Genomic DNA, 25,986 nt, shown 5'->3' with positions numbered 1-25,986 from the left:
GGCCCGGCGAGGTGGCTACCGCCGGTACGCGTCCCGCCGGTGGGTGACCGTCACGATCTCGATCACGACCTGCTGATCGAGCACGCGGTAGATGACGCGATACTCACCGCGGCGCGCCGAGTAGAGCGGGTGAAGGGGTTCGCGCAGTTGCTTGCCCACCCGCTTCGGGTTCTCGCGGAGAGCGCCCATGATGAACTCGAACGCCGCCGCCGCGACCTTCTCGGGCAGCTGCTCGGCGAGTGCCCGGGATGCAGCTCGAGTGAAACGGACCTCGAACGTCACTCGGGGAGTCGCCCGGCGCGACGCATCGCCTCGCGGACGTCGTCGGCCGAGCGGGTCTCGCCGTCGACGAGGTCGCCGAGCCCGGCACGGATGGCCTCGACCGTCTCGCTGTCACCGAGGATCTCGACGGTCTCGATCAGAGAGTCGTAGTCGTCGGCGCCCAGGATGACGGCGGCCCGCGCGCCGTTGCGCGTCACATCGAATCGTTCGTGGGTGGTCGAGGCCGACTCGACGATCTTCGAGAAGTTCGCGCGGGCCTCGGCGACGGGGATGACAGCCATGTACAGAATTCTAGCGCACGACCTATTCGTGCGGTGAGGGAAGTTCCGACGGGGGTCGCAGGGCGGGGTCTGTCGGGCGTCGGGGGTGCGGCGTAGGTTGGAGAGCGACGGCAGCTACCGCCGGCGATTGGAGAAACCCATGGCAATCAACGACGACGACATCACCACCGAGGGCGCAGGCGGCGGCGAAGGCACCGCCGACGGCGGCGCGAACCCCGGCGGCCACGACGGCGGGGCCGACGGCTCGGCTTCGGCCGGCGAGGGCACCGCAGACGGCGGCGCGAACGCCGACGGTCACGACGGCGGAGCCGACGGCTCGGCCGACGAGGGCGAGGGCACCGCTGACGGCGGCGCCAACCCGGGCGGCCACGACGGCGGGGCCGACGGCTCGGCGTGACGATCGAGATCGAGCGCGGGTCGGATGTCCGGCCCGCGCTCTCCCGCTGCATCTCGGTCGCTCCCGAGGAGTTCGACCGGGAGTTCTGGGGGCTGAAGCCCCTGCTCTCGAGGGCTGAGAACCTGCCCGAGGGGTTCACCGACCTGATGACCGAGGCCGCGGTCGACGAGCTCGTCAGCTCGCGCGGGCTGCGCACGCCGTTCATCCGCATGGCCCATGAGGGCTCGGTGCTCGCGGCCGGCAGGTACACCGCGCCCGGCGGGTTCGGCGCCGAAGTCGGTGACCAGGTCAGCTCCGAGAAGGTGCTGGAGGAGTTCGCCGGAGGCGCGACCATCGTGCTCCAGGGGCTGCACCGCACCTGGCCGCCGCTGATCGACTTCACGCGGCGCCTCGTCGACGACCTCGGGCATCCGATCCAGGTGAACGCGTACATCACCCCGGCCTCCTCGCGCGGGTTCGATCCCCACTACGACGTGCACGACGTGTTCGTGCTGCAGATCGCGGGCGAGAAGCACTGGCGCATCCACGCGCCCGTGCACGTCGACCCGCTGCGCGATCAGCCGTGGGGCGACCATCGCGACGCCGTCGCCGAGGCCGCCACGCACGAGCCGATCATCGACGCCGTCTTCAAGCCTGGCGATGCGCTCTACCTTCCGCGCGGATGGATCCACTCGGCCGAGGCTCTCGGCGGCACCAGCGTGCACCTCACCATCGGCGTGGCCGCGTACACGAGGGCCGACGTGGTGCAGGCACTGATCGGGTCGCTCGGCGACGTGGCTTCGCTCAGATCGTCGCTGCCGGCCGGGCTCGACTTCTCCGATCCCGCGGCGCTGAAGACGGTGGTCGACGAGACCCTCGCCGCGGTGCAGCAGGCGTTCGCCGAGATGGCCGGCACCGGCCCCGGTGGCGCGGCAGACGCGGTGGAGACCGTGTCGAAGAGTCTCACCTCCCGCTTCGACTCGGCCACGCGGCCCGAGCCGGTGGCCCCGCTCGCCACGGTCGACCTCATCGCGGCGCTCGGCGAGTCGTCGCGGGTGCGATGGCGCGGCTCGCTGCACGCCGCCGTCGACCTGAGCGACGACGGGGAGAGCGTGCGCATCCGCACCTCGACGAAGACCGTCGCGCTGCCGGCCGAGGCCGAGGCCGCGGTGCGCCGGCTGCACGAGGGCGGCGACATCGCTCTCGGCGAGCTGCCGGGGCTCGACGCCGCCAGCGCGGTGGTCGTGGTAAGGCGACTGCTGCGCGAGGGCGTGCTGGTTCCTGCGTGAGCGCCACCGCCCTCCCCGCCACCGGCCTGCCCGACACCGGCCTAGCTGCCACCGGCCTGGCTGCCACCGGCCCGGCGCCCGCGGAGTGGGCGCCCTGCAGCGACCGCTCGCGCGAGCGCGATGACCCGCTGTTCGCCACCGGGTCGCGGGGGCTGCAGTGGTTCCTCGTCGAGGTGTCGAGCGGGTGGGGCACGAGGGCGCTGCTCGATCCGCCGTTCGACGCCGAGCTGGGGCGGGCGCTGGTCACGCGCATCGAGAGCGCGGGGCTCCGGCCGCTGGCGATCCGGCGCACGGGGCGGCACCCCTCCCGGCTCGAGGCGCAGACGTCGTGGCGATGGGCGTTCGTCGACTCGCGGCCGGGGCACGAGAGCATCCGGTGGGGTGAGGTGGACGCGCCCGAGAAGCTGCTCGACGTTCCTCTCGACGGGTCGGCGGGGCGCGCATCCGATCGCCCGCTCTTCGCGGTGTGCGCGCACGGGCGGCATGACCGCTGCTGCGCGGTGCGCGGGCGGCAGGTGGCGGCGCGGCTGGCCGAGGCGTATCCCGAGGAGACGTGGGAGTGCTCGCACCTCGGCGGCGACCGGTTCGCGGGCACGATGGTGCTGTTCCCGCACGGGCTGTACTACGGGCGGGTCGACGACGGCGATGCGCCCGCTGTAGCGACGGCGTACGGCGAGGGGCGGGTCGTCGAGGAGTTCTTCCGTGGGCGGAGCGCGCTGACGCATCCGGTGCAGGCGGCGCAGCACTTCGCGCGCGAGGCCACGGGCGACGACCGGCTCGAGGCGTTCGCGCCGCTCGACGAGCACTGGAACGGGGTCGAGGGGCCGGGCGCGAGGTGGGTCGTGACGCTGGCGGCCGAGGCCGGCAGCATGGTGGTCGAGCTGGCCGAGCACCTGTCCGCTCCGCTGCTGTCGACCTGCGACACCACGCGGCCGGGGCAGGTTCGGCAGTGGCAGCTGGTATCGCTCACGCGCGAGTGACGTCGGGGCACCCGCGTTGGTTGTCGCGACAAGGGACGTACACTGAACGCATGGACGAGGTGCGCTGGCTGACGCCCGATCAGCTGCGGGCGTGGATCCGTCTCGAGGCCGTCGTCGAGCTGCTGCCGACCGTGCTCGACTCGCAGCTGCAGCGCGACTCCTCGCTCACGCACTTCGAGTACGTGGTGCTCGCGAAGCTGTCCGAATCGCCCGATCAGGTGCTGCGGATGACCGCCCTCGCCGCCACGACGAACAGCACGCTGCCCCGCCTCTCCCACGTCGTCTCGCGCCTGGAGAGCCGTGGCTTCGTCGAGCGGATGCCCTGCCCCGGCGATCGGCGGGCCACCAACGCGCACCTCACCGACGAGGGGCGCGCCAAGGTCGTGGCCGCGGCGCCCGGGCACGTGGCGACCGTGCGGGAGCACGTGATCGATCTGCTCTCGGACGAGCAGGTGGAGCAGCTCGACGGGATCATGGCGGCGCTGCTGCAGAAGCTCGACCCGTCGAACACGCTGCGCATCCTGCCCTGAGTCGCTCGTCGGCGTCTCCGGCCTGCTCGCGGCTGCCCCTGGCCCGATGTCGGCGGCCGGGTGGAGACTGGAGGCGTGCCGGAGCTGCCTGAAGTCCACGCCCTCACGGTCGACCTGAACGGCCGGCTGGCGGGTCGCCTCGTCGAGCGTCTCGAGCCGGTGTCGTTCGCCGCCCTCAAGACCTTCGACCCGCCCGTCTCGGCGGTCGCGGGCAGCACGGTCGAGCGGGTCGACCGGCACGGCAAGTTCCTCGACTTCGTGCTGCGCGGCGCCGACGGCGGTGAGCTGCACGTCATCACCCACCTCGCGCGGGCGGGCTGGCTCAGGTGGCGGGATGCTCCGCCTCCGCCACCCAGCGGCAAACCCGGGCGCGGTGCCCTAGCGGCGCGGCTCGTGCTCGACGACGGCACCGGCTTCGACCTCACCGAGGCGGGCACGAAGAAGAGCCTCGCGATCTACGTCGTGCGGTCGCCCGACGAGGTGCCGGGCATCGCCCGGCTCGGCCCCGATCCCTTGGGCGAGGGCTTCACGCTCGAGGTGTTCGCGGGCATCCTGAAACAGGCGGGTCGGGCGCAGATCAAGGGCGTGCTGCGCAATCAGTCGACCATCGCGGGCATCGGGAATGCGTATTCGGATGAGATCCTGCACGCGGCGAAGATGTCGCCGTTCAAGCCCGCCGCCATGACCGCCGACGAGACGGTGCTGCTCTACGGAGCGATGCAGTCGACGCTGCGCGGGGCGATCGCTCGGGCGGAGGGTCTCGCGGCGTCGGAGCTGAAGGCCGAGAAGAAGCAGGGCCTCGCGGTGCACGGCCGCACGGGCCAGGCCTGCCCGGTCTGCGGCGACACCATCCGCCAGGTCACCTACGCCGACTCGAGCCTGCAGTACTGCCCCACCTGCCAGACGGGCGGCAAGCCGCTGGCCGACCGCGTGCTCTCCCGCCTGCTGAAGTAGGGGCTTCGCCTCCGTCAGGCAGTGGTCACGGAGTCGATCGGTAGAGATTCGTGGCGGCGGCGTAGGCGGGCAGCGGATGCTCGGCCCAGTGCTCCGCGTTCCAGGCCCGCGAGCGCGCGAATGCCTTGGCGCAGTGCAGGAAGACCTCCTCGACGTCGACGACGAGCGCCAGTGCGGGGCGGTGGCCGCGCACCACGAGGCGGTCGAAGAAGGGCTCGTCGCGAGCGATGCGGGCGCGGCCCGCCACGCGGAGGGTCTCGCTGCGTCCGGGCTCGACGAAGAGGAGCCCGACGCGCGGGTTCTGCAGGATGTTGCGGAAGCCGTCGGCCCGGCGGTTGCCCGGGCGCTCGGCTATCACGAGCGTGGTGTCGTCGAGCACGAGCGCGACCGATCCCGGGTCGCCCTTCGGCGAGACGTCGAGCCGGCCGGCCGCGTCGGAGGTGCCGATGAAGACGAGGGGCGACTGGGCGATCCAGGCGCGGTCGTGGTCGTCGAGGCGGTCGCGCACCTTGTTCGCGATGGCGGGGATGGCGGTTCCGACCACCGCTTCCAGCTCCTCGACGCTGTCGACGGGCGGGTTCACGAGCGGGTACGCCATGGGGCCCCACTGTACCGGCCGGCGGCGCGGTCAGCGCGACCCCAGCACCCACGCCCCCACAGCCTCCGCGCTGAACGGCACCGAGTACGCCATCAGCGCCCCGGCCTGCGCGTCGCGGAAGATCCGCTGGATGGGCGAGCGCGCGAGGTACGCTCCCCCGCCCCCGACCTTGAGCGCCAGCGCCGCGGCCTTCTTCGCGATCTCGTTCGCGAGCATCTTCGCCTCGGTGGCGGCCGCCATCGCGAGCGGGTCGCGGCGGTCGGCGAGCCAGCCCACCTGCTCCGCCACCAGTGCGGCGCCGCGCAGCTCGGTCCAGAGCATCCCGGTCTCGGACTTCACCCACTGCTCGTCGGCCAGTACAGCGCCGGCCGGGCCCTTCGGGGTCGTCGCCGACGCCACGAGGGCGTCGACCGCCGACTCGGCGATGCCGATCGAGAGCGAGGCGAAGCCGACCGTGATGAGGTTCGCGTAGTCGGCCGGTGGCGGGCCGCAGCGGCGTGACGCCGGCAGCACGGTGCCGTCGAAGACGATGCTGCGGCTGCGGGTGGCCCGCATGCCGATGGTCTGGTCGATCGGCGGCAGGCTCGTCGTCGAATCCCGGGAGACGCCGAAGAACGCGGGGGCGCCGTCGATGCGCACGTTGAGCAGCAGGTGGTCCGCCACCTCGACGCCCGAGACGAAGAGCTTGCGGCCCGTGAGCGACCAGCCGCCGTCGATGGGGTCGACGTCCTGCTGCGAGGCGAGGAAGTGGTTGCCGCCCGCGGGCTCCGAGAGCGCGTTCGAGAAGCGGTCGCCGGCGCGCAGCCGCTCGGCGAAGAACGAGGCCGCGGGCGGCGGCGACATGGTCACGAGTCCGTGCGCGGCTCCGATGTGCATCAGCCAGACCGCGGCGACGGCCGGATGCGCGGCGGCGAAGAGACGCACGATCTGCGCGAGGGCGGCGTACGACAGCCCCTCTCCCCCGTGCTCGACGGGCAGGAACGCGGAGTCGAGGCCGCTGTCCGAGATCGCCTGCAGGTGCGCGAGGGGCAGCTCGCCCGACTCGTCGTCGGCGGCGACCGTCGCGGCGAAGCGCGCGGCGAGCGCGGTGGCGACGTCGATCCAGGGCTCCTCCGAGGAGGGCACGGCGACCGGTGAGGGGCGACGGAGCATGAGAGGTCCTTTCGAGGGGGACGACGAGGAAGAGAGAGGAGAACGCGGACTCAGAACTGGTACCGCGCCGTCGAGAACACCTGCGGAGGCCGAATAGTGCGCATGATCGAGTACGACACGGTCTTCGGGTCGTGCAGCTCCCGCGCGTGGAACAGCCGCCGCCCGCTCAGGCCGAGCCCCACGATGTCGAGCGTCAGCACGGGCGTGCCCACCGGATGCTCGAACAGCTCGGCATCCTCCTCACCGAGCACCTCGGCCGACGGGGTCGTGATCTCCCACGCGATCGCCTCGCCCCACACCTGCTTGACGGCCGTGTAGATGGAGTCGCCGAGGTCGACCTCGGCCCGCGGGAAGGGCAGCGGCATCGTGCCGAACGAGAGCATCGCCACCGAGCCGTCGGCCCGCCAGCGCTTCACGATCCGGGCCGCGGGCCGGCCGGTCTCGGTCATCAGCAGGCCCGCGCTCTCCTTGGGCAGCAGCACGTCCGAGATCGACAGCACCTCGACGGTGCTCTCGTATCCCAGCTGCCGAAGCAGGGTGCTGTACTCGAGCTGATCCTCGAAGCGCACGCTCATCCGGGTGGCCACCGGGTCGACCTCGGTGGCGGCGCCCTGCCGGCGCAGCACGATGCCCTGCTGCTCGAGCGAGGCGAGCACGTCGCGCACCTGCTTGCGGGTGATACCGAGGCGCTCGGCCATCTCGACCTCGCCGGGCAGGGTCGATCCGGACGCGGCGGCGTCGCGCACGAAGCGCAGCACCCCCGCGAGCACGCGCTGGCTGTCACTGGTCATGCAGGCCTCACTGTCTTGAAGAGCCGTCGCATCTGGCTGCGCGAGGTGATCACGAGCACGACGAGGGTCACCAGGTACGGTAGCGACTGATAGAGCTCGCTGGGCAGCTGCAGCGACGTCGACTGCGACAGCAGCGCGAAGCTCTGCAGGAACGCGAACAGCAGCGCACCCAATGCGATGCCGATCGGGCGGCTGCGGCCCATGATCACGACCGCCAGCACGATGTACCCGCGACCGGCGGTGATATCGGGCGTGAACGAGCCGATGGTGCCGACCGTGATCACCGCGCCACCGAGCCCGGCGAGCGCCCCGCCGATCAGCAGAGCGGATGCGCCCGTGCGCTCCACCCGCACGCCCCGCAGAGCGGCCGAGGCCGGGTCGGTTCCCACGGCCTGCACCGCGAGGCCGAAGCGGGTGAACCGCATCACGGCCCAGGCGACGACGAGCAGCACGACGGCCAGGTAGACCAGCGGGCTCTGGCCGAACAGGATGGGGCCGACCACCGGCAGCTCGCTCAGCGGCCCGAGGTCGACGCGGGGCACGGTGGCGACGGCGACGTTGGTCTGACCCGAAGGAACCCAGAGCTGGTAGAGGTAGGTGCTGAGGCCGAGTCCTAGCATGGTGATGCCCAGGCCGATCACGATCTCGTTGGCGTGCAGCCGGTAGACGAGCAGGTTCATCACGACGGCCAGCACGAGGCCGACCAGGAGGCCGGCGACGAGACCGGCGAGCGGGCCCGCGAGGCTGCCGGCCCACACGCCGGTGAGGGCGCCCATGATCATCATGCCCTCGATGCCGAGGTTGATCCGGCCCGCCCGCTCGACGAAGCCCTCGCCGATGCCGGCGAGCACGAGCGGCGCGGCCAGCGCGAGCGCGCCCGCGATGATGGCGACCCACAGCTCGACGCTCATGCGCGTGCCTCCTCGGCCTCGGCCGTCGCGATCGGGCCTGGAGCATCGGGGCCGTCGGGCGCATCCGCCACCACCGGCTCGGCCGGCGCCACGACGGCGGCCGGCCGCCGTTGGTACGCCGCGATGCACGCCACGCCCATCAGCAGCACGCCTTTGATCACCTCGGCGATCGACGATGGCACGGTGCCCGTCGCCGACTGCATGCCCACGGCGCCGGCGGTGAGCGCCGAGAAGAACAGAGCCGCCGCCACGATGCCGATCGGCGCGAGCGCCCCGAGCAGCGCCACCGCGATGCCCGAGAACCCCACCCCGCCCGACACCGAGCTCAGCAGCCGGTCGTTGACGCCGGCCACCTGGATCCAGCCGACCACGCCCGCACCGAGCCCCGACACGAGCATCGTCGAGTACACCGTGCGGCTGCGGGTCGCGCCGAGGCGCAGCGCGAGCTTCGGCCGGCTGGCGAACACGCTCAGCCGGGTGCTGGCCGCGCTCCGCTGCCAGACGAGGAACACGACCGCGAGCACGACGACCAGCAGGATGCCCCAGTGCGCCCGGGTGCCGGGGATGAGGCTCGGCAGGCTCGCGGCGTCGGGCAGCTCGTCGCTCTGCGGGGTCGCGGTCTCGGCGTCGGTGGCGAGCCAGGTGCGGAGCGTCCAGCCGAGGAACCCGGCGGCGAGGTAGTTGAGCAGCAGGGTGCTGAGGATCTCGTTCACCCGCCAGCGCACCGCGAGGAACGCTGGCAGCAGCGCCATCAGCCCGCCGCCGACGGCACCGGCGACGAAGCCGGCGATCCAGAGCAGCAGGGCGGGGGCAGCGCCGTCGAGCGTCCGGTTCACGGCGAACACGGCGGCGGTCGCGAAGATCGCTCCGACCACGATCTGCCCCTCGGCTCCGACCGAGAACACGCCGGCCCGCAGCGCGGGGATGAGCGTCAGCGCCACGATCCCGATCGGCACCGCCCCGACGAGCACCTCGCCGATGCGGTACGGCGAGCTCGAGACCCCGTCGACGAGTCCCTGCAGGCCGAGCAGCGGGTCGGCTCCGGCGAACACGATCAGCGCACCGGCGATCAGGATGATCGAGACGACGACCGCAGCGGTGAGCACCCACCGCCGCCGGTCGAGGGCCCTCACGAGCCGCACCGGTCGACGGCTCCCGGCAGCAGCACGTCGACGAAGGACTGCGACGCGGTGTCGATCAGTCCGAGTTCCGTGAGCCCCAGGTCGGGCACGACGTAGAGGCCGACGAACGACAGGATGATGTACGGCGAGGGGATGCGGCAGCCCAGGGCGTGGGTGGCGGCGTGGGCGCGCTGCAGAGCATCCGCCGTCTCTTCGAACGGAGCGGCGCTCATCATGCCGCCGACGGGCAGGGCCACCCGGCCGACCACCTCGCCCGAGCCGTCGACCGTGACGAAGCCGCCGTCCATGGCGCGCAGCTCCTCGACGGCTCGGAGCATCGCGGCGTCGTCGACCCCGACGACCGCGATGTTCATGTTCGGGCAGTTCATCGTGATGGCGACGGCGCCCTCCCGCAGCCCGAAGCCCTGCACGAAGCCGATGCCGGTCTCGGCCGAGCCGTGGTGCCGGTCGACGACCGCGATCTTCAGCACGTCGGATGACGGGTCGGTCTGCACGAGGCCGTCGACGATCGGCAGCCCGGCCTCGAACTCGCGCTTGAAGTAGCCCTTGTACATGGCCATCGCGCGCACGCGGGCCTCGTCGCCGGTCGAGGGCACCGCGAACATCGTGGGGTCGAGCAGCTCGGGCAGGTGCACGGTTCCGGATGCCCAGTCCGGCAGTTCGTCGCGGTTCTCGAACAGTGCCCGGCCGTCGCGGGCGGCCACGCGGCCCTCGACGACCACCACCGACGGCCGCACCTCGGCGAGCTCGGGGATGATCTGCAGATCGGCCAGGCGCGACGGGGCGAGGAGCCCCAGCACCTGATCGAGCCGGTAGTACGCGGCGGGCTGCGTGGTGGCCATGCGGTAGGCCAGCTGCGGGTCGACCCCGAAGCGGATGGCCTGGCGGACGTGATGGTCGATGTGCCCCTCGGTGTGCAGGTCGAGGGCGTGCTTGTCGTCGGCGCAGAAGCAGAGGCTGCGGAGCGCCGGGGCGACCCGCTCGAGGTCGGCGAAGATCGGCACCGTGTTGTCGGTGAGGGAGGCCCCCATGATCGTGATCATGGCGCCGAGCCGCACGCGTTCGAGCACCTCGTCGACGGTCGCGGAGTTGTGGTCGTCGCCGACGCCGGCGGCGAGGTAGCCCCAGAGCGACTCCTCGGTCTGGGCGGCGGTGTGGCCGGTGATGCGGCGGCCGGCCACGAGCGCCTCGCGGAAGCGGCCGGTGGAGATCTCGCCGTAGTCGAAGGGGTTGCCCTCGCCGAGGTTGGTGGTGACCGGGTCCCACAGGCGGGCGCGCACGACCTCCTCGGGGATGACCGCGCCGCCGCGCTCGAGGGTGGGAGAAGCGGGGGTCGTGGGCGAGACCTGCTGGAAGACGTGGAGCGGGGTCTCGGTGCTGAGCAGGAGGTCCATGCCGCGGGCGCCCCAGACGTTCGCGGCACCGTTCGGGTCGGTCAGCACGGTGCCCGTGCCGCGGGCGACACTGAGGCGGGCGAGCTCGCCCGGGGTGAGGTTGGTGTACTCGATGTGCAGGTGGGCGTCGATGAAGGTGGGCACGACGTGGGATCCGGTGGCGTCGATCTGCTCGACGTCAGGGCCGGGTGGGACGTGGTTCCAGGGGGTCAGGGTCGCGATGTGGCGGCCGGCGATGACGACGTCGCGCTCGAGCCACTCCTCGGTGCCGGGCGACTGCACGAGGCCGCCGCGGACGATCAGGTCGGGGCGCTCGGTGCCGGAGGCGACGGCCCGGAGGCGGCCGAGCTCGGCGGCCGTGGGGTAGAGGTCGGTCAGCTCGGTCATGGTGCGGGCTCCTCGGGAAGGGTGGGACGAGGCGTGTCATCGGCGGGGAGGCCCGCCATGGCGCGGCCGAGGCGTTCGGTGGTGGCCTCGGCGATGGGCAGGTCGGCGACGATGCGGCCACCGAACATGACCACGATGCGGTCGGCGACGGCGCGCACCTCCTCGAGGTCGTGCGAGGCCACGAGCACGGCGGCGCCGGCGGCGGCGAGGTCGACCAGACGCTCGCGGATGGCCTGTGCCGCTCGGAGGTCGAGACCCTGGGTCGGCCCGTAGGCGAGCACGGCACTCGGGGTCTGCGCGGCTCCGAGCTCGCGGGCGGCGAGCAGCTTCTGCTGGTTGCCTCCGGAGAGGCCGGCGGCGAGGAGCTCGGGGCGGGCCGGGCGCACGTCGAAGGCCGCGAGGCGGCCGGCTGCCGACACGTCGTCGGAGCCCTGGGGGCGCGACCGCGCATCCGCTCGCCGGCCCCGGGCACTGGAGTAGACCGCGAGGTTCTCGCGGAGGCTCATGGTGGGCACGACGGCGTCGCGGCGGTCCTCCGGGATCCAGGCGAGGCCCGCGGCCCGGAGCGTGCTCGCCGTGGCCCCGCCGCGCTCGGCGGCGGCGGTCGAGGCGCGGCTGCCGGTGATCGTGACGGTGCGGGAACCCTCGAGCGTCACCGTGCCGGAGCGCGGCGGCACGAACCCGGCGAGCACGTCGAGCAGCAGGTTCTGGCCGCTGCCGGCGACACCCGCGAGGCCCACCACCTCGCCCGCGTGCACCGCGAGGTCGACCCCGTCGAGGCGCGCGTCGCGGGTGGACTGCGCCACGACGGCCTCGGCTCGCAGGGTCACGGCACCGCGGGTGCGGGCTGCGCGAGGGGCGAGCTCGGGCAGCTCCCCCACCATCAGGCGGGCGATCTCGGCCGGCTGCAGCCCGGTCGCCGAGCCGTGGTGCACCTCGAGGCCGTGCGACAGCACGGTGAGGTCGTCGGCCACCTGGCGCACCTCGTCGAGCCGGTGGGTGATCAGCACGATCGCGGTGCCGAGTTCGCAGAGCGAGCGCAGGTGCTCGAACAGCCCGCCCACCTCGAGCGGGCCGAGGCTCGCGGTCGGCTCGTCGAGGATGAGCGTGTGCGCGCCCTCGGCGAGCGCCACCACGATCTCGCCGAGCTGGCGGTGGGAGTGGGTGAGCGAGGCGGTGGGGGCGTCGAGGTCGACCTCGACGCGGGCCCGGTCGAGGGTCGCGGCGAGCAGGGAGCGGGCCGACCGCCGGTTGACGAACGGCCGCGAGCCGACGACGAGGTAGTTCTCGACGAGGCTGAGCTCCCCCACGAGGCTGAGCTGCTGCGGCACCATGTTGATGCCGCGGCGCTTCGCCTCGGCTCGGTCGCGCGGCGCGTAGGGCGCCCCGCCGAGGCTCATCGTGCCGCTCGACGGCGGCTCGATGCCGGCGAGCACCTTCGCCAGGGTCGACTTGCCGGCCCCGTTCTCGCCGACCAGGGCGTGCACCGCGCCGGGGCGCACCGTGATCGAGACCTCGTGCAGCGCCCGCACCGGGCCGTAGCTCTTGGAGACGGACCGCGCCTCGACGACGCGGCCCGCCTCCTGGGGTGAGATGGTCATCAGCCGATCGTGACGGATCCGTCGTTGATGCCCGCGATGACCTCGTCGACCTTGGCCGCCGCCTCGGCGGGGACCTGTCCGCCGACGTCGTTGATCGGGTCGAAGACGATGCCGCCGTTCGCCAGCGTCGAGGTCACGCCCTTGCCGCCGAAGCCGCCGTCGGCGACCTCCTCGACCCAGGCCTTGACGATCGGGTACATGTCGAGGTCGACGGTCGAGACGTTGTTCGCCAGGGCGGCCTCGCCACCGGCGGAGGACACGCCGACGCTCAGCACCCCGCCGTCGGCGGCGGCGGAGCCGACACCCGCGGCGATGCCGTCACCGGTCGTGTAGACGAGCTTCGCGCCCTGACCGATCAGGCCGGTGGTCGCCGCGGCGGCCGCCTGGGCGTCGTCGAAGCTGCCCGCGTAGACGACCGGCAGGAACTCGGCCGCGGGGTTGGCCGCGGTCACGCCCTGCTGGAAGAAGGCGTCGGTCGCGGTGACGAAGTCGAGCTCCAGGCTCTCGACGCGGCCGATCGGCGAGGCACCGGTTGCGCCCGCGATGTAGCCCGAGAGGTAGCCGACCTCGGGGGTGCTGTAGGTCCAGGTCTCGACGTTGTCGGTGTACTTCTCGAGGATGTCGGGGCCGCCCGACGCGGTGAACTTCACGTCGGGGAAGGTCTCGGCGACCGAGAACACGGCGTCTCCGAGCTCGATGCCGTGGCCGATGATGAGGTCATAGCCCTGGCTGGCGAAGTCGGCGATGACCGGCTCGCTCTCGGCCGGGTCGCTCATCTGGTCGCGGAGCTCGTAGTCGATCAGCCCCTCGTCCTTCAGCTTCTCGAGCGCATCCGCCAGCGACTGGTTGAAGGCGCCGTCGTTCGTGTTGCCCGGGGTCAGCGCACCGACCTTGATGACGTCGTCGGCGGCGGGGGTGGAGGAGTCGCTCGAGGCCGACGAGCCGGAGCTGCAGCCCGCGAGGGCGAGTCCGGCGACGGTGATCAGGGCGGCGGCCGGGAGGAGGGAGGCGCGGCGTCTCATGGTGGTCCTTTCGGGGATGCGGTGCAGGGGTGGAGGTGGTGGTGCGGGGTGGTGGTGCGGCGCGCCGGGGCGCGGGTCAGCGTGCCTCGTCGACGAGACCCTCGGCGAGGGTCGGTCCGACGAAGGCGGCGCTGTCGCTCGACCAGTGACCGAGCAGGGCGCCCGTCGCGGTCGAGAAGCAGGGGTCGAGGGTCGCCACGGTGGGCGGGTCGAGGGGGTGCAGGGCGGCGTCCGAGACGCAGACGACCGGATGCCCGTGCTGCGTCCTGGCGACGCCCCACTCGGGCAGCTCACCTCGACGCTCGGCCGCGAGCAGCGCCGCCTGGGACAGGAAACCGCGGAGGCCCGGGTCGTCGGCGCAGCGCTCGGGCGCTTTCGCGCATCCGTCGACCCAGCGGATCGTGCCGTCGGCGTCGAGGTGCACCGAGCTCGACTGGACGCCGAGCGGGCTGTCGCCCTGGGCCACGACGTCGATGGTGAGGGCGTAGTCGTCACCGCTGCGGGTGGAGGTGATGTGCTCGACGTAGAGGGGCTCGGACTTGGTGCCGGTGACGCGGTAGGCGTCGGGCCAGGTGGCGAGGAGCGGGGCGAGTGCGACGGCGGAGCCGTCGGCCGCGGTGGCGGCGGCCGACGCGGTGACCGCGGAGGTGGCAGTCGGGGTGGCGGCCGTCGGCGCCTCCGCGCGCGACGGGGCCGCCGCCAGCACCACGAAGGAGACGAGCGCGATCGCGCCGAGGCCCAGTGCGAAGGCCGCCGGTCGCACGGCACCGGTCGGGAGCGGGATCATGGCGTGCCTCCGGGCGCCGCACCCGTGAGCGCGGGCGTCAGCGCCTCGAGCTCGGCCAGCAGCTCGCGCTTGAGGTCGTCGTCGGCGAAGGAGGCGCGGATGGACTCGGCGGCGAAGCGGGCGAGCTGCGCGCGGTCGAAGCCGTAGACCTCGGCGGCGACGGCCCAGTCCTCGTCGATGGTGCAGGCGAGCGGCGCGGGGTCGTCGGTGTTGAGCGTCACCCGCACGCCGGCCTCGACGAGCCGGGGCAGCGGATGCGCGGCCCAGTCGGCGTAGAGGCCGAGCGTGACGTTCGAGCGAGGGCAGACGCCGAGCGGGACGTCGTCGTCGATCAGCCGCTGGATGAGGGCCGGATCCTCGATCGATCGCACGCCGTGGTCGATGCGCTCGGCGTGCAGGAGGTCGAGGGCGTCCCAGACTCCCTCCGGCCCGCTCGACTCCCCCGCGTGCACCGTGCGGCGGAGCCCCGCCGACTCGGCGAGACGGAAGGCGCCGCGGAACTTCTCGCCGGTGCGGCCGCTGGCCTTCTCGTCGCCGTCGACGCTCACGGCGACCACGCGGGCCGGGCGACGGGAGACGAGGTCGCCGATCAGCTGCTCGGCCTCGGGCGCGCTCTGGCCGCGGAGCAGCGAGCACGCGATGTTCGCGGAGCCCAGGCCGTCCTGCTCGGCCTCGTCGAAGCCGGCGGCGAGCGCCTCCAGGAGGGCGATCTCGCGTCCGCGCCAGGCGTTCCAGTGCGTCGGGTTGACGATGACGTCGGAGTAGCGCACGCCCGAGGCCGTCTGCCGGGCGGCGAAGGAGTACGCCACCCGCGCGGCCTGCTCGGCGCTGCGCACCAGCCCGCACTGCCAGTCGAGGAAGCGGAGGAACCCGCTCAGCCCCGCACCGCCGACGCCCTGCGCGGTGCCGCCGGTGCTCACCTCGGGGCGGGTGAAGCCGTCGTGGGTGCTGACGTCGAAGATCGTGGCGGCCGGTCCGGGGAGGGCGACGCCGTTCTCCTTCGCGAGCCGCAGGATGTCCCCGAGCGCGAAGGTGCCCTCGAGGTGCACGTGCACCTCGGCCTTCGGCAGCAGCCGGATCTCCTGCTCGTCGATTCGAGCGGGAGCGGCGTCGGAGTGGAGCATTCTGGCCTTTCGGGGAGGCGGCGGCACGGTCGGAGCCGCGGTGTTCCAGCAGGCTAACCGCCCGTCGCGACTTGTTCACAAGTTGTACGGGAGATGTAGCAGGACCGTAACGCCGCTGTAACACTTCGTCGTAATACCGCGGTTCGTCTACACTCGCTGTGATCCGTCCAATCGTCTTGTGTACATGTGGAGGCACCCGTGAACGACACCGATACCCGATTGCTGCGCGAGAGCCTGCGCGTCGCAGCGGAGTCCCGCGAGTCGGGCCGCCACCCCTTCGGCGCCCTGGTCACCGACGCCGCGGGCACGATCGTCGCCGAGGCCGGCAACGACTCCCTCCCGCCCACCGGCGACCCCACGCAGCACGCCGAGCTGCGCGCGGTCGCGCTCGCGTTCCGCCGGCTCGGCGCCGAGGGCATGGCCGGCAGCACGCTGTACACGAGCGCCGAACCGTGCGCGATGTGCTCCGGCGCCGTCTACTGGACGGGCGTCGACCGCGTCGTCTACGCCCTCTCCGAGCACCGGCTGCTCGAGCTCACCGGCGACCACCCCGAGAACCCGACCTTCTCGCTGCCCTGCCGCGAGGTCTTCGCCCGCGGCCAGCGCCGCATCGAGGTGTCGGGCCCGCATCTCGAGGACGAGGCGTCGGTCGTGCACGAGGACTTCTGGGTCTAGTCTCCGCAGGCCGACGCGACCGCCGGGCACCCTGTGACCCGGTCAAGCGCCGGGCAGCCGCCCCGCCAGCACGCGTCCGCGCGCCACGACCGCGACGATGCGGTCGGGCGCCAGCGCGGCGAGGTCCTCCCACGGGCGGCCCCGCACGACGACGAAGTCGGCGGCGAACCCCTCCGCGAGCCGCCCGATCCGGTCGCCGAGGCCGAGCGCGTCGGCGGCGTCCGAGGTGGCGGCGACCAGCGTCCGCGAGGCGTCCCACCCGAACAGCCGGCTCATCGCCCGCAGCTCGTCGAGCTGGCCGCCGTGCCGCACGAACCGGCCGTTCGCATCCGTGCCGAGCACGAACCGCACGCCGGCGCGGGCGGCCTCGCGGAAGACCTCGTCGCGCCCGGCCACGACGGCGCGCGCCTTCTCGGCTGCCTCGGGGCGGATGCCCGGCCCCCCGGCCGCGACCAGGTCGTTGATCAGCAGCGTCGGGCTCACCGGGATGTCCGCCGCGACCAGCGCCGGGAACTGCTCCGGGGTCATCCCGGTGCCGTGCTCGATCGAGTCGACGCCCTCCTCGAGGGCGATCGCGATGCCCTCGGCCGTGTGGCTGTGGGCGGCGACCAGCATCCCCAGCGCGTGCGCCTCGTCGACGGTCGCCGCGATCTCGGCCCGCGTCTGGTTGCGCCAGCCCACCTGGTCGCCCATCGAGAAGATGCCGCCGCTGGTGTAGAGCTTGATGCCCGTCGCACCCTCCCGCGCCCACTGCCGCACGAGCCGCCGGCACTCGTCGGGCGAGTCGGCGACCGGCGGCCGGTCGCGCACCCGCGGCGGCGTGAAGAGGTCGCCGTGCCCGGCGGTCATGCCGACGGGGCCGCTCGCGAGCAGGCGAGGGCCTTCGAGCACACCCTGATCGAGGGCGCGCGCCACCGCGATCTGCACGACCGACGCGGCGAGGTCGCGCACCGTCGTCACGCCGTGCGCCGCGAAGCGCTGCGTGTGCGCGGCCACGTGCAGCGCCTTCTCCTCGGGCGGGGTGACGAGCGGCCAGGCGTCGCCGGGGCCCGATCCGTCGAGCACGTTCGTGTCGAGGTGCACGTGGGTGTCGATGAGTCCCGGGATGACGGTGAGCCCCGGGTGGCGGTCGTCGGCGGGGGCGAGTGCGGTGATGCGGTCGGGGCCGCGGTCGCCGGGCGTCGTCCACGCGAGGCGGGACGGCCCGAGCATCCGCTCGCCGTTCCAGACCGTGATGCCGTCGAGCGTGCCGTCCATCGGGTTCCCCTCGTTCGGGCGCCTCGCCGGCGCTGGCACCACCCTAGCCACCGGCGGATGGGCGACCGAGCGGAGCGGCGGGTGGAGCACGCGCCACCGCCCGGGCGGAACAGGGCGCCGGCACCTGCGAGAATCGACGGATGTTCGGTAGCGAAGCGGTCACGGGCCGCACGATCCTCGTGGTGCTCGAGCCGGGCGACGGCGTGCTCGAGGCGCTGGTGCAGGCGTGCCTTCGCTTCGGGGTGACCGACGGCTACGTGCCGGTGTTCCTCGGGGCCTTCCGCGAGCTCACGCTGATCGGGGCGGGCGAGCCGCCGGCCGACGAGGACGAGCCGATGCCCGAGTCGATCACCGTGCGCAACTGCGAGGGCCAGGGCACGGCGACCGTCGCGCGCGGCTCCGACGGCCCGCTCGTGCACCTGCACGCCTCCGTCGGCGCGAAGGGCGACTCGGCACGGGCGCACTCGGGGCACGTGCTGTCGGGCGTGGTGCAGTATCCGACCGAGGTCGTGCTGGTCGAGCTGCTGTCGCCGGCGCTGGAGCGGCAGCCGAACGCGCGGGCGCGGGGGCTCGCGACCCTCACGTTCCCGAACGAGTAGGGGCAGGCGGGCATCCGCTCTGCGTCGCTCAGGCGGAGATCGCGGCCAGGTGCCCGTCGATCTCCTCGATCGAGCGCTCGACGACGTAGGCGATGATCGACTCGCCCTTGGCGGCGGTCGCGGGCCGCGGGTCGCCGAAGACGCCGCTCGGCGAGAGCGTGTCGAAACGGATCGGCCGCCGCCCGAAGTCGGCGGGCAGCTCGGGATAGGCCGCGACGAAGCGGTCCGGATGCACGAGCCGCGGTTCGAGGGCCAGTACCATCGAGGTCTCGATCTCGTCGGCGTGGCAGAGACCCGGTGCCGCCCAGGCGGTCTCCTTCACGGTGTCACCGATCTCGGCGAGCCCCGGATAGTCGAGCACCAGCGTGTCGAAGCCCCCGATCGAGAGCTCGCGGGCGGCCGCGTGCACGGGCGCCCGGTTGCCGTAGTCGCCGTTCACGACGACCAGCGTCGTCACGCCGAACGACTGGGCCGAGAGGCCGATGTCGCGGCAGATCGCGGTGACGGTCGAGGCGGCCAGGGAGATCGTGCCGGGGAAGCCGCCGTTGTCCCAGGTCTCGCCGTAGGGCACGGCCGGCAGCAGCAGGGCCTCGTAGTGGCGGGCGATGCGCTCGGCGACGCCGGCCGCCTGGATCGTGTCGGTCGAGAGCGGGAGGTGCGGCCCGTGCTGCTCGAGCGCACCGAAGGGCAGCACGGCGAGGGTGCGGCCAGAGGCGAGGTGCTGCTGCACGTCGGTCCAGCTGGCGGAGGCGAGGTCGGTCATCGGCATGCGGTCACAGTACCGCCGCCGCCCGCAGCGCGACGACGAAGGTCGAGCCGCCACCGGGCGTCTCCTCGTACTCGAGGGTGCCGCCCATGCCCTCGACGAAGCCCTTCGAGAGGGCGAGGCCGAGGCCGAGGCCCGTGCTGTTGTCGGTGTCGCCGAGGCGCTGGAAGGGCACGAAGATGTCCTCACGGCGGTCGGCGGGCACCCCCGGCCCCCGGTCGATCACGCGGATCTGGACCCCGTCGAGGAACGCCGACGCCGCCACCACCACGGGCGACGCCGACGGCGCGTGCTTGAGGGCGTTCGCCAGCAGGTTCACCAGCACGCGCTCGAGCAGCACCGGGTCGGCGCGCATGGCCGGCAGTTCGGCGGGCAGGTCGAGCTCGACGGCCGACGGACCGACCTCGAGCTCCTCCAGGGCGGCGGGCACGACGTCGACGAGGTCGACGTCGGCGAGGGTCACGGCGAGCGCCCCGGCCTGCACTCGGCTGACGTCGAGCAGGTCGGTGAGCAGCCGGGTGAGCTGGCCGAGGCTCGTCTCGGCGGTCTCCAGCAGCTCCTCGCGGTCGGCCGGAGTCAGGATGCCCGTCGAGCTGCGCAACCCGGTCAGCGCCGCCGTGGCGCTGGCCAGCGGGCGGCGGAGGTCATGGCCGACGGCCGCGAGCAGGGCGGTGCGCACCCGGTCGGCGGCGGCCAGCGGAGCCATCTCCCGGGCGGTCTGCTCGAGGTCGGCGTTCTCGAGGGCCGAAGCGAGCTGGGTGACGATGATCCCGAGCAGCCGCCGATCCGACGACTGCAGCGTGCGCCCGTGCAGCTCGAGCACGGCCCGCTCGCCGACGGCCACCCGATCGACCGATACGTCCGGTGCTCCCGCACCGTCGGCCGGCTCCCCGTCGCTCGCCAGCACCCGCTCCCCCACCACGACCCGCACGCCCGTCAGCCCGAACGCCTCCCGCGTGCGGGTCACGAAGGCCTGCAGTGCGTCCTGCCCGCGCAGCACCTCCCCCGCGACGCCCGCGATCAGCTCCGACTCCGCCGCCGAGCGTCGCGCCGCCCGCGAGCGCCGGGCCGCCTGGTCGACCACGATCGACACGAGCACCGCGATCACGATGTAGAGCAGCAGCGCCAGGAGGTGCAGCGGTTCGTCGACCGTCACCGTGTAGAGCGGGTCGACGAAGAAGAAGTCGAGCGTCACCCCCGACAGCAGCGCCGCGAACAGCGCCGGCCAGATGCCGCCGACCAGCGCGACGACGACCACGAGCAGCTGGTACGCCAGCACGTCCGAGGTGATCGACTCGTCGCTCCGGAACGCCGTCAGCAGCCAGGTCAGCAAGGGCCCGCCCGCCAGCGCGATCGCGGCGCCGAGCAGCCGGCGCCGGGCGGTGAGCGATCCCCCGACGCCCGGGAGGCGCATCCTGAGCCGGCCGCCGGCTGCGGCATGGGTGACGATGTGCACGTCGATGTCACCCGACTCGCGGATGACCGTCGCCCCGATGCCCGCCCCCGTGACCAGCGCGGCGAGGCGGCTGCGCCGCGACACCCCGAGCACGAGCTGGGTGGCGTTGGAGGCGCGGGCGAACTGCACGAGCGCCTCGGGGATGTCGCTGCCGACCACCTGATGGAAGGTTCCGCCGAGGCTCTCGACGAGGGCGCGCTGGGCGGTGAGGGCGCCGGGATCGCCCGACCGCAGTCCGTCCTGGCTGGTGACGTGCACCGCGAGCAGCTGTCCGCCGGCCGAGCGGGCGGCGATGCGGGAGCCGCGCCGCAGCAGCGTCTCACCCTCGGGTCCGCCGGTCAGCGCGACGACGACGCGCTCGCGGGCCTCCCACTTCTGGCCGATGCCGTGCTCGGTGCGGTAGCGCTGCAGCGAGGAGTCGACCTCGTCGGCCAGCCAGAGCAGGGCGAGCTCGCGCAGGGCGGTGAGGTTTCCCAGCCGGAAGTAGTTCGACAGGGCAGCGTCGATGCGCGCGGCCGGATAGACGACGCCGGCCGAGAGCCGGTCGCGGAGCGCCTGCGGGGCCAGGTCGACGACCTCGATCTGGTCGGCGTCGCGCAGCACCGCGTCGGGCACGGTCTCGCGCTGGGGCACGCCCGTGATCTGCTGCACCACGTCGTTGAGGGACTCGATGTGCTGGATGTTCACCGTCGAGATGACGTCGATCCCCGCGTCGAGCAGCGTCTCGACGTCGCGCCAGCGCTTCTCGTGCGCGAGGCCGGGCGCGTTGGTGTGCGCCAGCTCGTCGACCAGCGCGACCTGCGGGGCCCGGGCGAGCACGGCGTCGAGGTCGAGCTCCTCGAGGTCGACGCCGCGGTGTGCCACGCGCAGCCGGGGCACGATCTCGAAGCCGAGGGTCATGGCGCGGGTGGCGGCACGGCCGTGGGTCTCGACCACGGCCACCACCACGTCCCGGCCCTCCGACCGCAGCCGCCGCCCCTCCTCGAGCATCGCGTAGGTCTTGCCCACGCCGGGGGCGGCCCCGAGCAGCACCCGCAGTCGTCCCTGCTTCACGCGTGCACCCCCGTCATGACCGGCACCGGATGCTCAGCCGGCGAGCTGCGACAGCGCGACGTTCAGCTGCAGCACGTTCACGGTCGGCTCGCCGAGGTACCCGAGGTCGCGACCCTGGCTGAACGAGTCGACGAGCGACTGCACGTCGGCCTCGGGGACGCCCCGGGCATCCGCGATTCGAGCGACCTGCTCGTTCGCGTACTCGGGGCTGATGTGCGGGTCGAGGCCCGAGCCCGAGGTGGTGAGCGCGTCGACCGGGATGTCGCCGGCGTCGACTCCGTCGCTCGCGGCGATGGCGTCGCGACGGGCCTCGATCTCGGCGATGAAGTCGGGGTTCTCGGGCCCGTAGTTGCTCGCGACCGACGCCGAGGCGTCGTAGCCGGCCGCGGAGGGGCGGGACTGGAACCACTCGGGCAGAGCGGCTCCGTCGGCATCGGTGAACGACTGGCCGATCAGCGACGAGCCGACCGGCTGGCCGTCGACGGTCACGATGCTGCCGTTGGCCTGGGCGGGCAGCGCGAGCTGGCCGATGCCGAGCACGGCGACGGGGTACGCGATGCCGAGCACGACGGTCGCGACGAGCATGTAGCGGAGGGCGACCCAGTAGGGGCGGGCGAACCCGCGGGTGGTGGCCATGGTGATGTCCTGTCTGTAGAGAATGAGAGGGGCTAGAAGCCCGGGATGAGGCTGACGACGAGGTCGATGATCTTGATCCCGATGAACGGGGCGATCACCCCGCCCAGCCCGTACACGAGGATGTTGCGCGAGAGGATGCGCGACGCCGACATCGGCCGGTACTTCACACCCCTCAGCGCCAGCGGGATCAGCGCGATGATCACCAGCGCGTTGAAGATCACCGCCGAGAGGATGGCCGAGGCCGGCGAGTGCAGCCCCATGATGTTCAGCAGCCCGAGCCCCGGGAACACCGCGGCGAACATCGCCGGGATGATCGCGAAGTACTTCGCCACGTCGTTGGCGATCGAGAAGGTCGTGAGCGCTCCGCGGGTGATCAGGAGCTGCTTGCCGATGGCCACGATGTCGATGAGCTTGGTCGGGTCGCTGTCGAGGTCGACCATGTTGCCGGCCTCCTTCGCGGCGGAAGTGCCGGTGTTCATCGCGACGCCGACGTCGGCCTGCGCGAGCGCCGGGGCGTCGTTGGTGCCGTCGCCGGTCATCGCGACCAGCCGGCCGCCCTCCTGCTCCTGGCGGATCAGCGCGAGCTTGTCCTCGGGCGTCGCCTCGGCGAGGTAGTCGTCGACCCCGGCCTCCTCGGCGATCGCCTTGGCGGTGAGCGGGTTGTCGCCCGTGATCATGACGGTGCGGATGCCCATCGAGCGCAGCTCGGCGAAGCGCGACGCCATGCCCTCCTTGACGATGTCCTTGAGGTAGACGACGCCGAGCACCCGCGCGGGGGCGCCGGGTTCGCGCACCGCGACGACGAGCGGGGTGCCGCCCAGGCTCGCGATGCGGTCGGTCGACTCCTCGAGCTCGTCGAAGAGCTCGCTGCCCGAGGTGCCGCTCTCCTTCGCCCAGGCGGTGACGGCCGAGCCGGCGCCCTTGCGGATCTGGCGGCCGTCGGCGAAGTCGATGCCGCTCATCCGGGTCTGGGCCGTGAACGGCACGATCTCGCCGTCGACGGAGGCGGGCCGCACGAAGCCGTCCGCCGAGGCCAGATCCACGATCGACTTGCCCTCGGGCGTCGGGTCGGAGAGCGACGACAGCGCCGCCGCCTCCCGCAGCTCGCCGGCCAGCACGCCCTTCAGCGTGCGGAACTCGGCGGCGCGGCGGTTGCCGTAGGTGATCGTTCCGGTCTTGTCCATCAGCAGCGTGGTCACGTCGCCGGCGGCCTCGACGGCGCGCCCCGACATCGCGAGCACGTTGTGCTGCACGAGCCGGTCCATGCCGGCGATGCCGATCGCCGAGAGGAGGGCGCCGATCGTGGTGGGGATGAGGCAGACGAGCAGGGCGACCATCACGGCGATGGAGGGTGCGGCATCCGAGTACCCGGCGATCGGGCCGAGGGTGAGCACGACGATCAGGAACACGATCGACAGGCTCGCCAGCAGGATGTTCAAGGCGATCTCGTTCGGCGTCTTCTGGCGCGAGGCCCCCTCGACGAGGCGGATCATGCGGTCGACGAAGGTCTCGCCGGGCTTGGAGGTGATGCGCACGACCACCCGGTCGGACAGCACCCGGGTGCCGCCCGTGACGGCGCTGCGGTCGCCGCCCGACTCGCGCACGACCGGGGCGGACTCGCCCGTGATCGCCGACTCGTCGATCGAGGCGATGCCGTCGACGATGTCGCCGTCGCCCGGCACGAGCTCCCCGGCGACCACCACGACGGTGTCGCCGAGGGTGAGGTCGGCCGAGGCCACCTGCTCGGTCGAGGCCCGGAGCGCGGCGGGGTCGCCCGCGGGGTCGTACCCGACGACCCGGGCGGCGGTCGTGCTGGTGCGGGTGGAGCGGAGCGTGGCGGCCTGCGCCTTGCCCCGCCCCTCGGCGACCGACTCGGCGAGGTTCGCGAACAGCACGGTGAGCCAGAGCCAGACGGCGATCGCCCAGGTGAAGGCGAGCGAGTCGGAGCCGCCGACGAACGGCTGCGCGATGGCGAGCACCGTGGTGAACGCGGCGCCGACCTCGACGATGAACATGACGGGGTTCCGCCACATCAGCCGCGGAGAGAGCTTGCGGAGCGCCCCGGGGAGCCCCGCGGCGATCTGACTGGGGAGGTTGGACATTACTGAAGCCCTTCGGCGAGAGGTCCGAGTGCGAGCACGGGGAAGTAGGTGAGGGCGACGACGATGACGATCACGCCCACGAGGAGGCCCACGAACTGCGGGCGGTGGGTCGGCAGGGTGCCGGCGGTGACGGGCACCTTGCCCTGCGCGGCCAGCGAGCCGGCCAGGGCGAGCACGAGCACGATGGGCACGAAGCGGCCGAGCAGCATCGCCACACCGAGCGCGGTGTTGAACCACGGGGTGTTGGCGGTGAGGCCGGCGAAGGCCGAGCCGTTGTTGTTCGCCGCGCTGGTGAAGGCGTAGAGCACCTCGGTGAAGCCGTGCAGGCCGGGGTTCCAGATCGAGGTGCTCTCGACGTCGGCCCGCACCGGCGGGATCGCGAAGCTGAGCGCGGTGCCGACGAGCACGAGGGTGGGCGTGGCGAGGATGTACAGGCTCGCCAGCTTGATCTCGCGCGGGCCGAGCTTCTTGCCCAGGTACTCCGGGGTGCGGCCGACGAGCAGGCCCGCGATGAACACGGTGATCACCGCGATCATCAGGATGCCGTAGAGCCCCGCCCCGATGCCGCCGGGCGCGATCTCGCCGAGCATCATGTTGAACAGCGTCATCATGCCGCCGAGCGACGTGAAGCTGTCGTGCATCGAGTTGACCGCGCCCGTGGACGTGATGGTCGAGGTCGTGGCGAAGAGCGTCGACGCGGCGATGCCGAAGCGCTGCTCCTTGCCCTCCATCGCGCCGCCGGCGAGCTGCGGCCCGGTTCCGGCGCCGCCGATCTCGAAGGCGGTCAGCGCGGCGAGCGACGCCACGAAGAGCACGCCCATGGCGGCCAGCACGGCGTAGCCCTGGCGGGTGTCGCCGACCATCTTCCCGAAGGTGCGCGGCAGCGCGAACGGGATGGCGAGCATCAGGACGATCTGGAACAGGTTCGTCCAGGGCGTGGGGTTCTCGAAGGGATGCGCGGAGTTCGTGTTGAAGAAGCCGCCGCCGTTGTTGCCCAGCATCTTGATGGCCTCCTGCGAGGCCACCGGCCCGCCGGGAACCGTCGCGGTGCCACCTGTCAGCGTGGTCACCTCGGTGAAGCCGCTGAAGTTCTGGATGACGCCGCCCGCGATCAGCACGATCGCCGACACGACGGCCAGCGGCAGCAGGATGCGCAGCACCGCACGCGTCAGGTCGACCCAGAAGTTGCCGAGCGTGCCCGTGTTGCGCCGCGCGAAGCCGCGCACCAGGGCGATGGCGACCGCGAGACCGACACCGGCCGAGACGAAGTTCTGCACGGCGAGGCCGGCGATCTGCACGGTGTAGCCGAGGGTGACGTCGGGCGAGTACGACTGCCAGTTCGTGTTCGTCACGAAGGAGGCGGCCGTGTTGAACGACAGCCCCTCGGGCACGGCCGGGAAGCCGAGCGAATAGGGCAGCACGGCCTGCAGCCGCTGCAGCGCGTAGACGAGCAGCACGCCGATCAGCGAGAAGGCGAGCACCCCGCGGAGGTAGGCGCCCCAGCTCTGCTCGGAGTCGGAGTCGACCCCGACGAGCCGGTAGAGCCCGCGTTCGACGCGGAGGTCCTCGGCGCGGGTGAAGGTCCAGGCGATGTAGTCACCCAGGGGGCGGTGGATGACCGCCAGCACGAGCACGAGGGTCGCCAGCTGGGCGACCAGGAGCCAGGCTTCCATCTAGAACCTCTCCGGCTTCACGAGGGCGACCACCAGGTACGCCACTCCGGCGACACCCAGCAGCGCGGCGGCGAGTTCGAGCACGATCACAGCTTCTCGACCCCCTTCGCGACGAGGGCGACGACGCCGAAGGCGGCGAGGATCGCGACGATATAGATCACGTCGAGC

At 72.6% G+C, this 25,986-nt stretch carries 26 protein-coding genes; 7 read left to right on the top strand and 19 right to left on the bottom strand.

Going from position 1 to position 25,986, the window contains the following annotated elements:
- Positions 1 to 15: 15 nt before the first annotated feature.
- Positions 16 to 282 (bottom strand): type II toxin-antitoxin system RelE family toxin, encoded by a 267-nt coding sequence (locus tag BJ984_RS08505; RefSeq protein ID WP_179547638.1) that lies wholly within the window; start codon positions 280 to 282, stop codon positions 16 to 18.
- Positions 279 to 563, bottom strand: a complete 285-nt coding sequence (locus tag BJ984_RS08500) for a type II toxin-antitoxin system Phd/YefM family antitoxin (RefSeq protein WP_179547637.1) — start codon at positions 561 to 563, stop codon at positions 279 to 281. The genes BJ984_RS08505 and BJ984_RS08500 overlap by 4 nt, the downstream gene beginning before the upstream one ends.
- Before the next feature lie 139 nt (positions 564 to 702).
- Here BJ984_RS08500 and BJ984_RS08495 point away from each other — a divergent pair, with 139 nt between their 5' ends.
- The 5 genes from BJ984_RS08495 to BJ984_RS08475 all read left to right on the top strand — a co-directional run bounded on the left by BJ984_RS08495 (position 703) and on the right by BJ984_RS08475 (position 4,692).
- Positions 703 to 960 carry a BatC protein gene (locus BJ984_RS08495; RefSeq protein WP_179547636.1) on the top strand — a complete coding sequence of 86 codons (258 nt, stop codon included), beginning with the start codon at positions 703 to 705 and terminating at the stop codon, positions 958 to 960.
- Positions 957 to 2,228: a JmjC domain-containing protein gene (locus tag BJ984_RS08490; protein ID WP_271206477.1), complete on the top strand. Its 1,272-nt coding sequence runs from the start codon at positions 957 to 959 to the stop codon at positions 2,226 to 2,228. The genes BJ984_RS08495 and BJ984_RS08490 overlap by 4 nt, the downstream gene beginning before the upstream one ends.
- Complete coding sequence (locus BJ984_RS08485) at positions 2,225 to 3,208, top strand: sucrase ferredoxin (RefSeq protein ID WP_218870014.1); 984 nt, start codon at positions 2,225 to 2,227, stop codon at positions 3,206 to 3,208. Before BJ984_RS08490 ends, BJ984_RS08485 begins: the two co-directional genes overlap by 4 nt.
- A gap of 50 nt (positions 3,209 to 3,258) precedes the next feature.
- The gene (locus tag BJ984_RS08480) at positions 3,259 to 3,738 is read left to right on the top strand and encodes a MarR family winged helix-turn-helix transcriptional regulator (RefSeq protein WP_179547635.1); all 480 of its coding nucleotides are present in this window, start codon (positions 3,259 to 3,261) and stop codon (positions 3,736 to 3,738) included.
- 75 nt (positions 3,739 to 3,813) lie between these two features.
- Positions 3,814 to 4,692, top strand: a complete 879-nt coding sequence (locus BJ984_RS08475; protein ID WP_179547634.1) for an Fpg/Nei family DNA glycosylase — start codon at positions 3,814 to 3,816, stop codon at positions 4,690 to 4,692.
- 25 nt (positions 4,693 to 4,717) lie between these two features.
- Here BJ984_RS08475 and BJ984_RS08470 read toward each other — a convergent pair whose 3' ends face one another.
- From BJ984_RS08470 to add, 10 genes are all read right to left on the bottom strand, one after another.
- On the bottom strand, positions 4,718 to 5,290 hold the full coding sequence (locus BJ984_RS08470) for an MSMEG_1061 family FMN-dependent PPOX-type flavoprotein (protein WP_179547633.1): 573 nt from the start codon (positions 5,288 to 5,290) through the stop codon (positions 4,718 to 4,720).
- 30 nt (positions 5,291 to 5,320) lie between these two features.
- Positions 5,321 to 6,442, bottom strand: a complete 1,122-nt coding sequence (locus BJ984_RS08465) for an acyl-CoA dehydrogenase family protein (RefSeq protein ID WP_179547632.1) — start codon at positions 6,440 to 6,442, stop codon at positions 5,321 to 5,323.
- A 50-nt stretch (positions 6,443 to 6,492) separates the two neighbouring features.
- Positions 6,493 to 7,233 carry a GntR family transcriptional regulator gene (locus tag BJ984_RS08460; RefSeq protein WP_173183599.1) on the bottom strand — a complete coding sequence of 247 codons (741 nt, stop codon included), beginning with the start codon at positions 7,231 to 7,233 and terminating at the stop codon, positions 6,493 to 6,495.
- Positions 7,230 to 8,144, bottom strand: coding sequence for an ABC transporter permease (locus BJ984_RS08455; RefSeq protein WP_173183598.1), 915 nt, complete (start codon positions 8,142 to 8,144; stop codon positions 7,230 to 7,232). The genes BJ984_RS08460 and BJ984_RS08455 overlap by 4 nt, the downstream gene beginning before the upstream one ends.
- Complete coding sequence (locus BJ984_RS08450; RefSeq protein WP_179547631.1) at positions 8,141 to 9,277, bottom strand: ABC transporter permease; 1,137 nt, start codon at positions 9,275 to 9,277, stop codon at positions 8,141 to 8,143. The genes BJ984_RS08455 and BJ984_RS08450 overlap by 4 nt, the downstream gene beginning before the upstream one ends.
- Entirely contained in the window at positions 9,274 to 11,067 is a 1,794-nt protein-coding gene (locus BJ984_RS08445) for an adenine deaminase C-terminal domain-containing protein (RefSeq protein WP_179547630.1), read from the bottom strand. The genes BJ984_RS08450 and BJ984_RS08445 overlap by 4 nt, the downstream gene beginning before the upstream one ends.
- Positions 11,064 to 12,668, bottom strand: a complete 1,605-nt coding sequence (locus tag BJ984_RS08440; RefSeq protein ID WP_179547629.1) for an ABC transporter ATP-binding protein — start codon at positions 12,666 to 12,668, stop codon at positions 11,064 to 11,066. The genes BJ984_RS08445 and BJ984_RS08440 overlap by 4 nt, the downstream gene beginning before the upstream one ends.
- Positions 12,668 to 13,690 carry a BMP family lipoprotein gene (locus BJ984_RS08435; RefSeq protein WP_179547628.1) on the bottom strand — a complete coding sequence of 341 codons (1,023 nt, stop codon included), beginning with the start codon at positions 13,688 to 13,690 and terminating at the stop codon, positions 12,668 to 12,670. The genes BJ984_RS08440 and BJ984_RS08435 overlap by 1 nt, the downstream gene beginning before the upstream one ends.
- A 76-nt stretch (positions 13,691 to 13,766) precedes the next feature.
- On the bottom strand, positions 13,767 to 14,477 hold the full coding sequence (locus tag BJ984_RS08430; protein WP_179547627.1) for a hypothetical protein: 711 nt from the start codon (positions 14,475 to 14,477) through the stop codon (positions 13,767 to 13,769).
- On the bottom strand, positions 14,474 to 15,601 hold the full coding sequence (add, locus tag BJ984_RS08425; protein ID WP_179547626.1) for an adenosine deaminase: 1,128 nt from the start codon (positions 15,599 to 15,601) through the stop codon (positions 14,474 to 14,476). Before add ends, BJ984_RS08430 begins: the two co-directional genes overlap by 4 nt.
- Before the next feature lie 198 nt (positions 15,602 to 15,799).
- On the opposite strand from add, the gene BJ984_RS08420 reads away from it, so the two are divergent.
- Entirely contained in the window at positions 15,800 to 16,276 is a 477-nt protein-coding gene (locus BJ984_RS08420) for a nucleoside deaminase (RefSeq protein ID WP_271206476.1), read from the top strand.
- Between the two features lie 42 nt (positions 16,277 to 16,318).
- On the opposite strand, the gene BJ984_RS08415 is transcribed toward BJ984_RS08420, so the two are convergent.
- A complete protein-coding gene (locus tag BJ984_RS08415) occupies positions 16,319 to 17,533 on the bottom strand; it encodes a metal-dependent hydrolase family protein (protein WP_179547624.1) in 1,215 nt (404 codons plus the stop codon).
- A 140-nt stretch (positions 17,534 to 17,673) separates the two neighbouring features.
- On the opposite strand from BJ984_RS08415, the gene BJ984_RS08410 reads away from it, so the two are divergent.
- Complete coding sequence (locus BJ984_RS08410; protein ID WP_179547623.1) at positions 17,674 to 18,132, top strand: PPC domain-containing DNA-binding protein; 459 nt, start codon at positions 17,674 to 17,676, stop codon at positions 18,130 to 18,132.
- A 28-nt stretch (positions 18,133 to 18,160) separates the two neighbouring features.
- On the opposite strand, the gene BJ984_RS08405 is transcribed toward BJ984_RS08410, so the two are convergent.
- The 6 genes from BJ984_RS08405 to BJ984_RS18620 are packed head-to-tail and all read right to left on the bottom strand — an operon-like array spanning position 18,161 to position 25,908.
- On the bottom strand, positions 18,161 to 18,901 hold the full coding sequence (locus BJ984_RS08405; RefSeq protein WP_179547622.1) for a creatininase family protein: 741 nt from the start codon (positions 18,899 to 18,901) through the stop codon (positions 18,161 to 18,163).
- Positions 18,902 to 18,905: 4 nt separating this feature from the next.
- Entirely contained in the window at positions 18,906 to 21,407 is a 2,502-nt protein-coding gene (locus BJ984_RS08400) for a DUF4118 domain-containing protein (RefSeq protein ID WP_179547621.1), read from the bottom strand.
- Between the two features lie 33 nt (positions 21,408 to 21,440).
- Positions 21,441 to 22,043: a potassium-transporting ATPase subunit KdpC gene (gene kdpC, locus BJ984_RS08395; RefSeq protein ID WP_179547620.1), complete on the bottom strand. Its 603-nt coding sequence runs from the start codon at positions 22,041 to 22,043 to the stop codon at positions 21,441 to 21,443.
- Positions 22,044 to 22,075: 32 nt separating this feature from the next.
- Positions 22,076 to 24,145, bottom strand: coding sequence for a potassium-transporting ATPase subunit KdpB (gene kdpB / locus BJ984_RS08390; protein WP_179547619.1), 2,070 nt, complete (start codon positions 24,143 to 24,145; stop codon positions 22,076 to 22,078).
- Positions 24,145 to 25,818: a potassium-transporting ATPase subunit KdpA gene (kdpA, locus tag BJ984_RS08385; protein WP_179547618.1), complete on the bottom strand. Its 1,674-nt coding sequence runs from the start codon at positions 25,816 to 25,818 to the stop codon at positions 24,145 to 24,147. The genes kdpB and kdpA overlap by 1 nt, the downstream gene beginning before the upstream one ends.
- Positions 25,819 to 25,908 (bottom strand): potassium-transporting ATPase subunit F, encoded by a 90-nt coding sequence (locus tag BJ984_RS18620; RefSeq protein WP_173183582.1) that lies wholly within the window; start codon positions 25,906 to 25,908, stop codon positions 25,819 to 25,821. It abuts the gene before it with no gap.
- Positions 25,909 to 25,986 lie beyond the last annotated feature (78 nt).

This window comes from Herbiconiux flava (assembly GCF_013409865.1).
Lineage (GTDB): Bacteria > Actinomycetota > Actinomycetes > Actinomycetales > Microbacteriaceae > Herbiconiux > Herbiconiux flava.
Note: the sequence above shows the minus strand (reverse complement) of the source record. Positions and strands in the feature narration are given on the sequence as shown.

Bases quoted from the DNA above. Each gene is read 5' to 3' on its own strand.
- BJ984_RS08500 (WP_179547637.1), bottom strand. From the start codon at position 563: ATGGCTGTCATCCCCGTCGCCGAGGCCCGCGCGAACTTCTCGAAGATC.
- BJ984_RS08495 (WP_179547636.1), top strand. From the start codon at position 703: ATGGCAATCAACGACGACGACATCACCACCGAGGGCGCAGGCGGCGGC.
- BJ984_RS08480 (WP_179547635.1), top strand. From the start codon at position 3,259: ATGGACGAGGTGCGCTGGCTGACGCCCGATCAGCTGCGGGCGTGGATC.
- BJ984_RS08470 (WP_179547633.1), bottom strand. From the start codon at position 5,290: ATGGCGTACCCGCTCGTGAACCCGCCCGTCGACAGCGTCGAGGAGCTG.
- BJ984_RS08465 (WP_179547632.1), bottom strand. From the start codon at position 6,442: ATGCTCCGTCGCCCCTCACCGGTCGCCGTGCCCTCCTCGGAGGAGCCC.
- BJ984_RS08460 (WP_173183599.1), bottom strand. From the start codon at position 7,233: ATGACCAGTGACAGCCAGCGCGTGCTCGCGGGGGTGCTGCGCTTCGTG.
- BJ984_RS08455 (WP_173183598.1), bottom strand. From the start codon at position 8,144: ATGAGCGTCGAGCTGTGGGTCGCCATCATCGCGGGCGCGCTCGCGCTG.
- BJ984_RS08445 (WP_179547630.1), bottom strand. From the start codon at position 11,067: ATGACCGAGCTGACCGACCTCTACCCCACGGCCGCCGAGCTCGGCCGC.
- BJ984_RS08440 (WP_179547629.1), bottom strand. From the start codon at position 12,668: ATGACCATCTCACCCCAGGAGGCGGGCCGCGTCGTCGAGGCGCGGTCC.
- BJ984_RS08435 (WP_179547628.1), bottom strand. From the start codon at position 13,690: ATGAGACGCCGCGCCTCCCTCCTCCCGGCCGCCGCCCTGATCACCGTC.
- BJ984_RS08430 (WP_179547627.1), bottom strand. From the start codon at position 14,477: ATGATCCCGCTCCCGACCGGTGCCGTGCGACCGGCGGCCTTCGCACTG.
- add (WP_179547626.1), bottom strand. From the start codon at position 15,601: ATGCTCCACTCCGACGCCGCTCCCGCTCGAATCGACGAGCAGGAGATC.
- BJ984_RS08415 (WP_179547624.1), bottom strand. From the start codon at position 17,533: ATGGACGGCACGCTCGACGGCATCACGGTCTGGAACGGCGAGCGGATG.
- BJ984_RS08410 (WP_179547623.1), top strand. From the start codon at position 17,674: ATGTTCGGTAGCGAAGCGGTCACGGGCCGCACGATCCTCGTGGTGCTC.
- BJ984_RS08405 (WP_179547622.1), bottom strand. From the start codon at position 18,901: ATGCCGATGACCGACCTCGCCTCCGCCAGCTGGACCGACGTGCAGCAG.
- kdpC (WP_179547620.1), bottom strand. From the start codon at position 22,043: ATGGCCACCACCCGCGGGTTCGCCCGCCCCTACTGGGTCGCCCTCCGC.
- kdpB (WP_179547619.1), bottom strand. From the start codon at position 24,145: ATGTCCAACCTCCCCAGTCAGATCGCCGCGGGGCTCCCCGGGGCGCTC.
- kdpA (WP_179547618.1), bottom strand. From the start codon at position 25,818: ATGGAAGCCTGGCTCCTGGTCGCCCAGCTGGCGACCCTCGTGCTCGTG.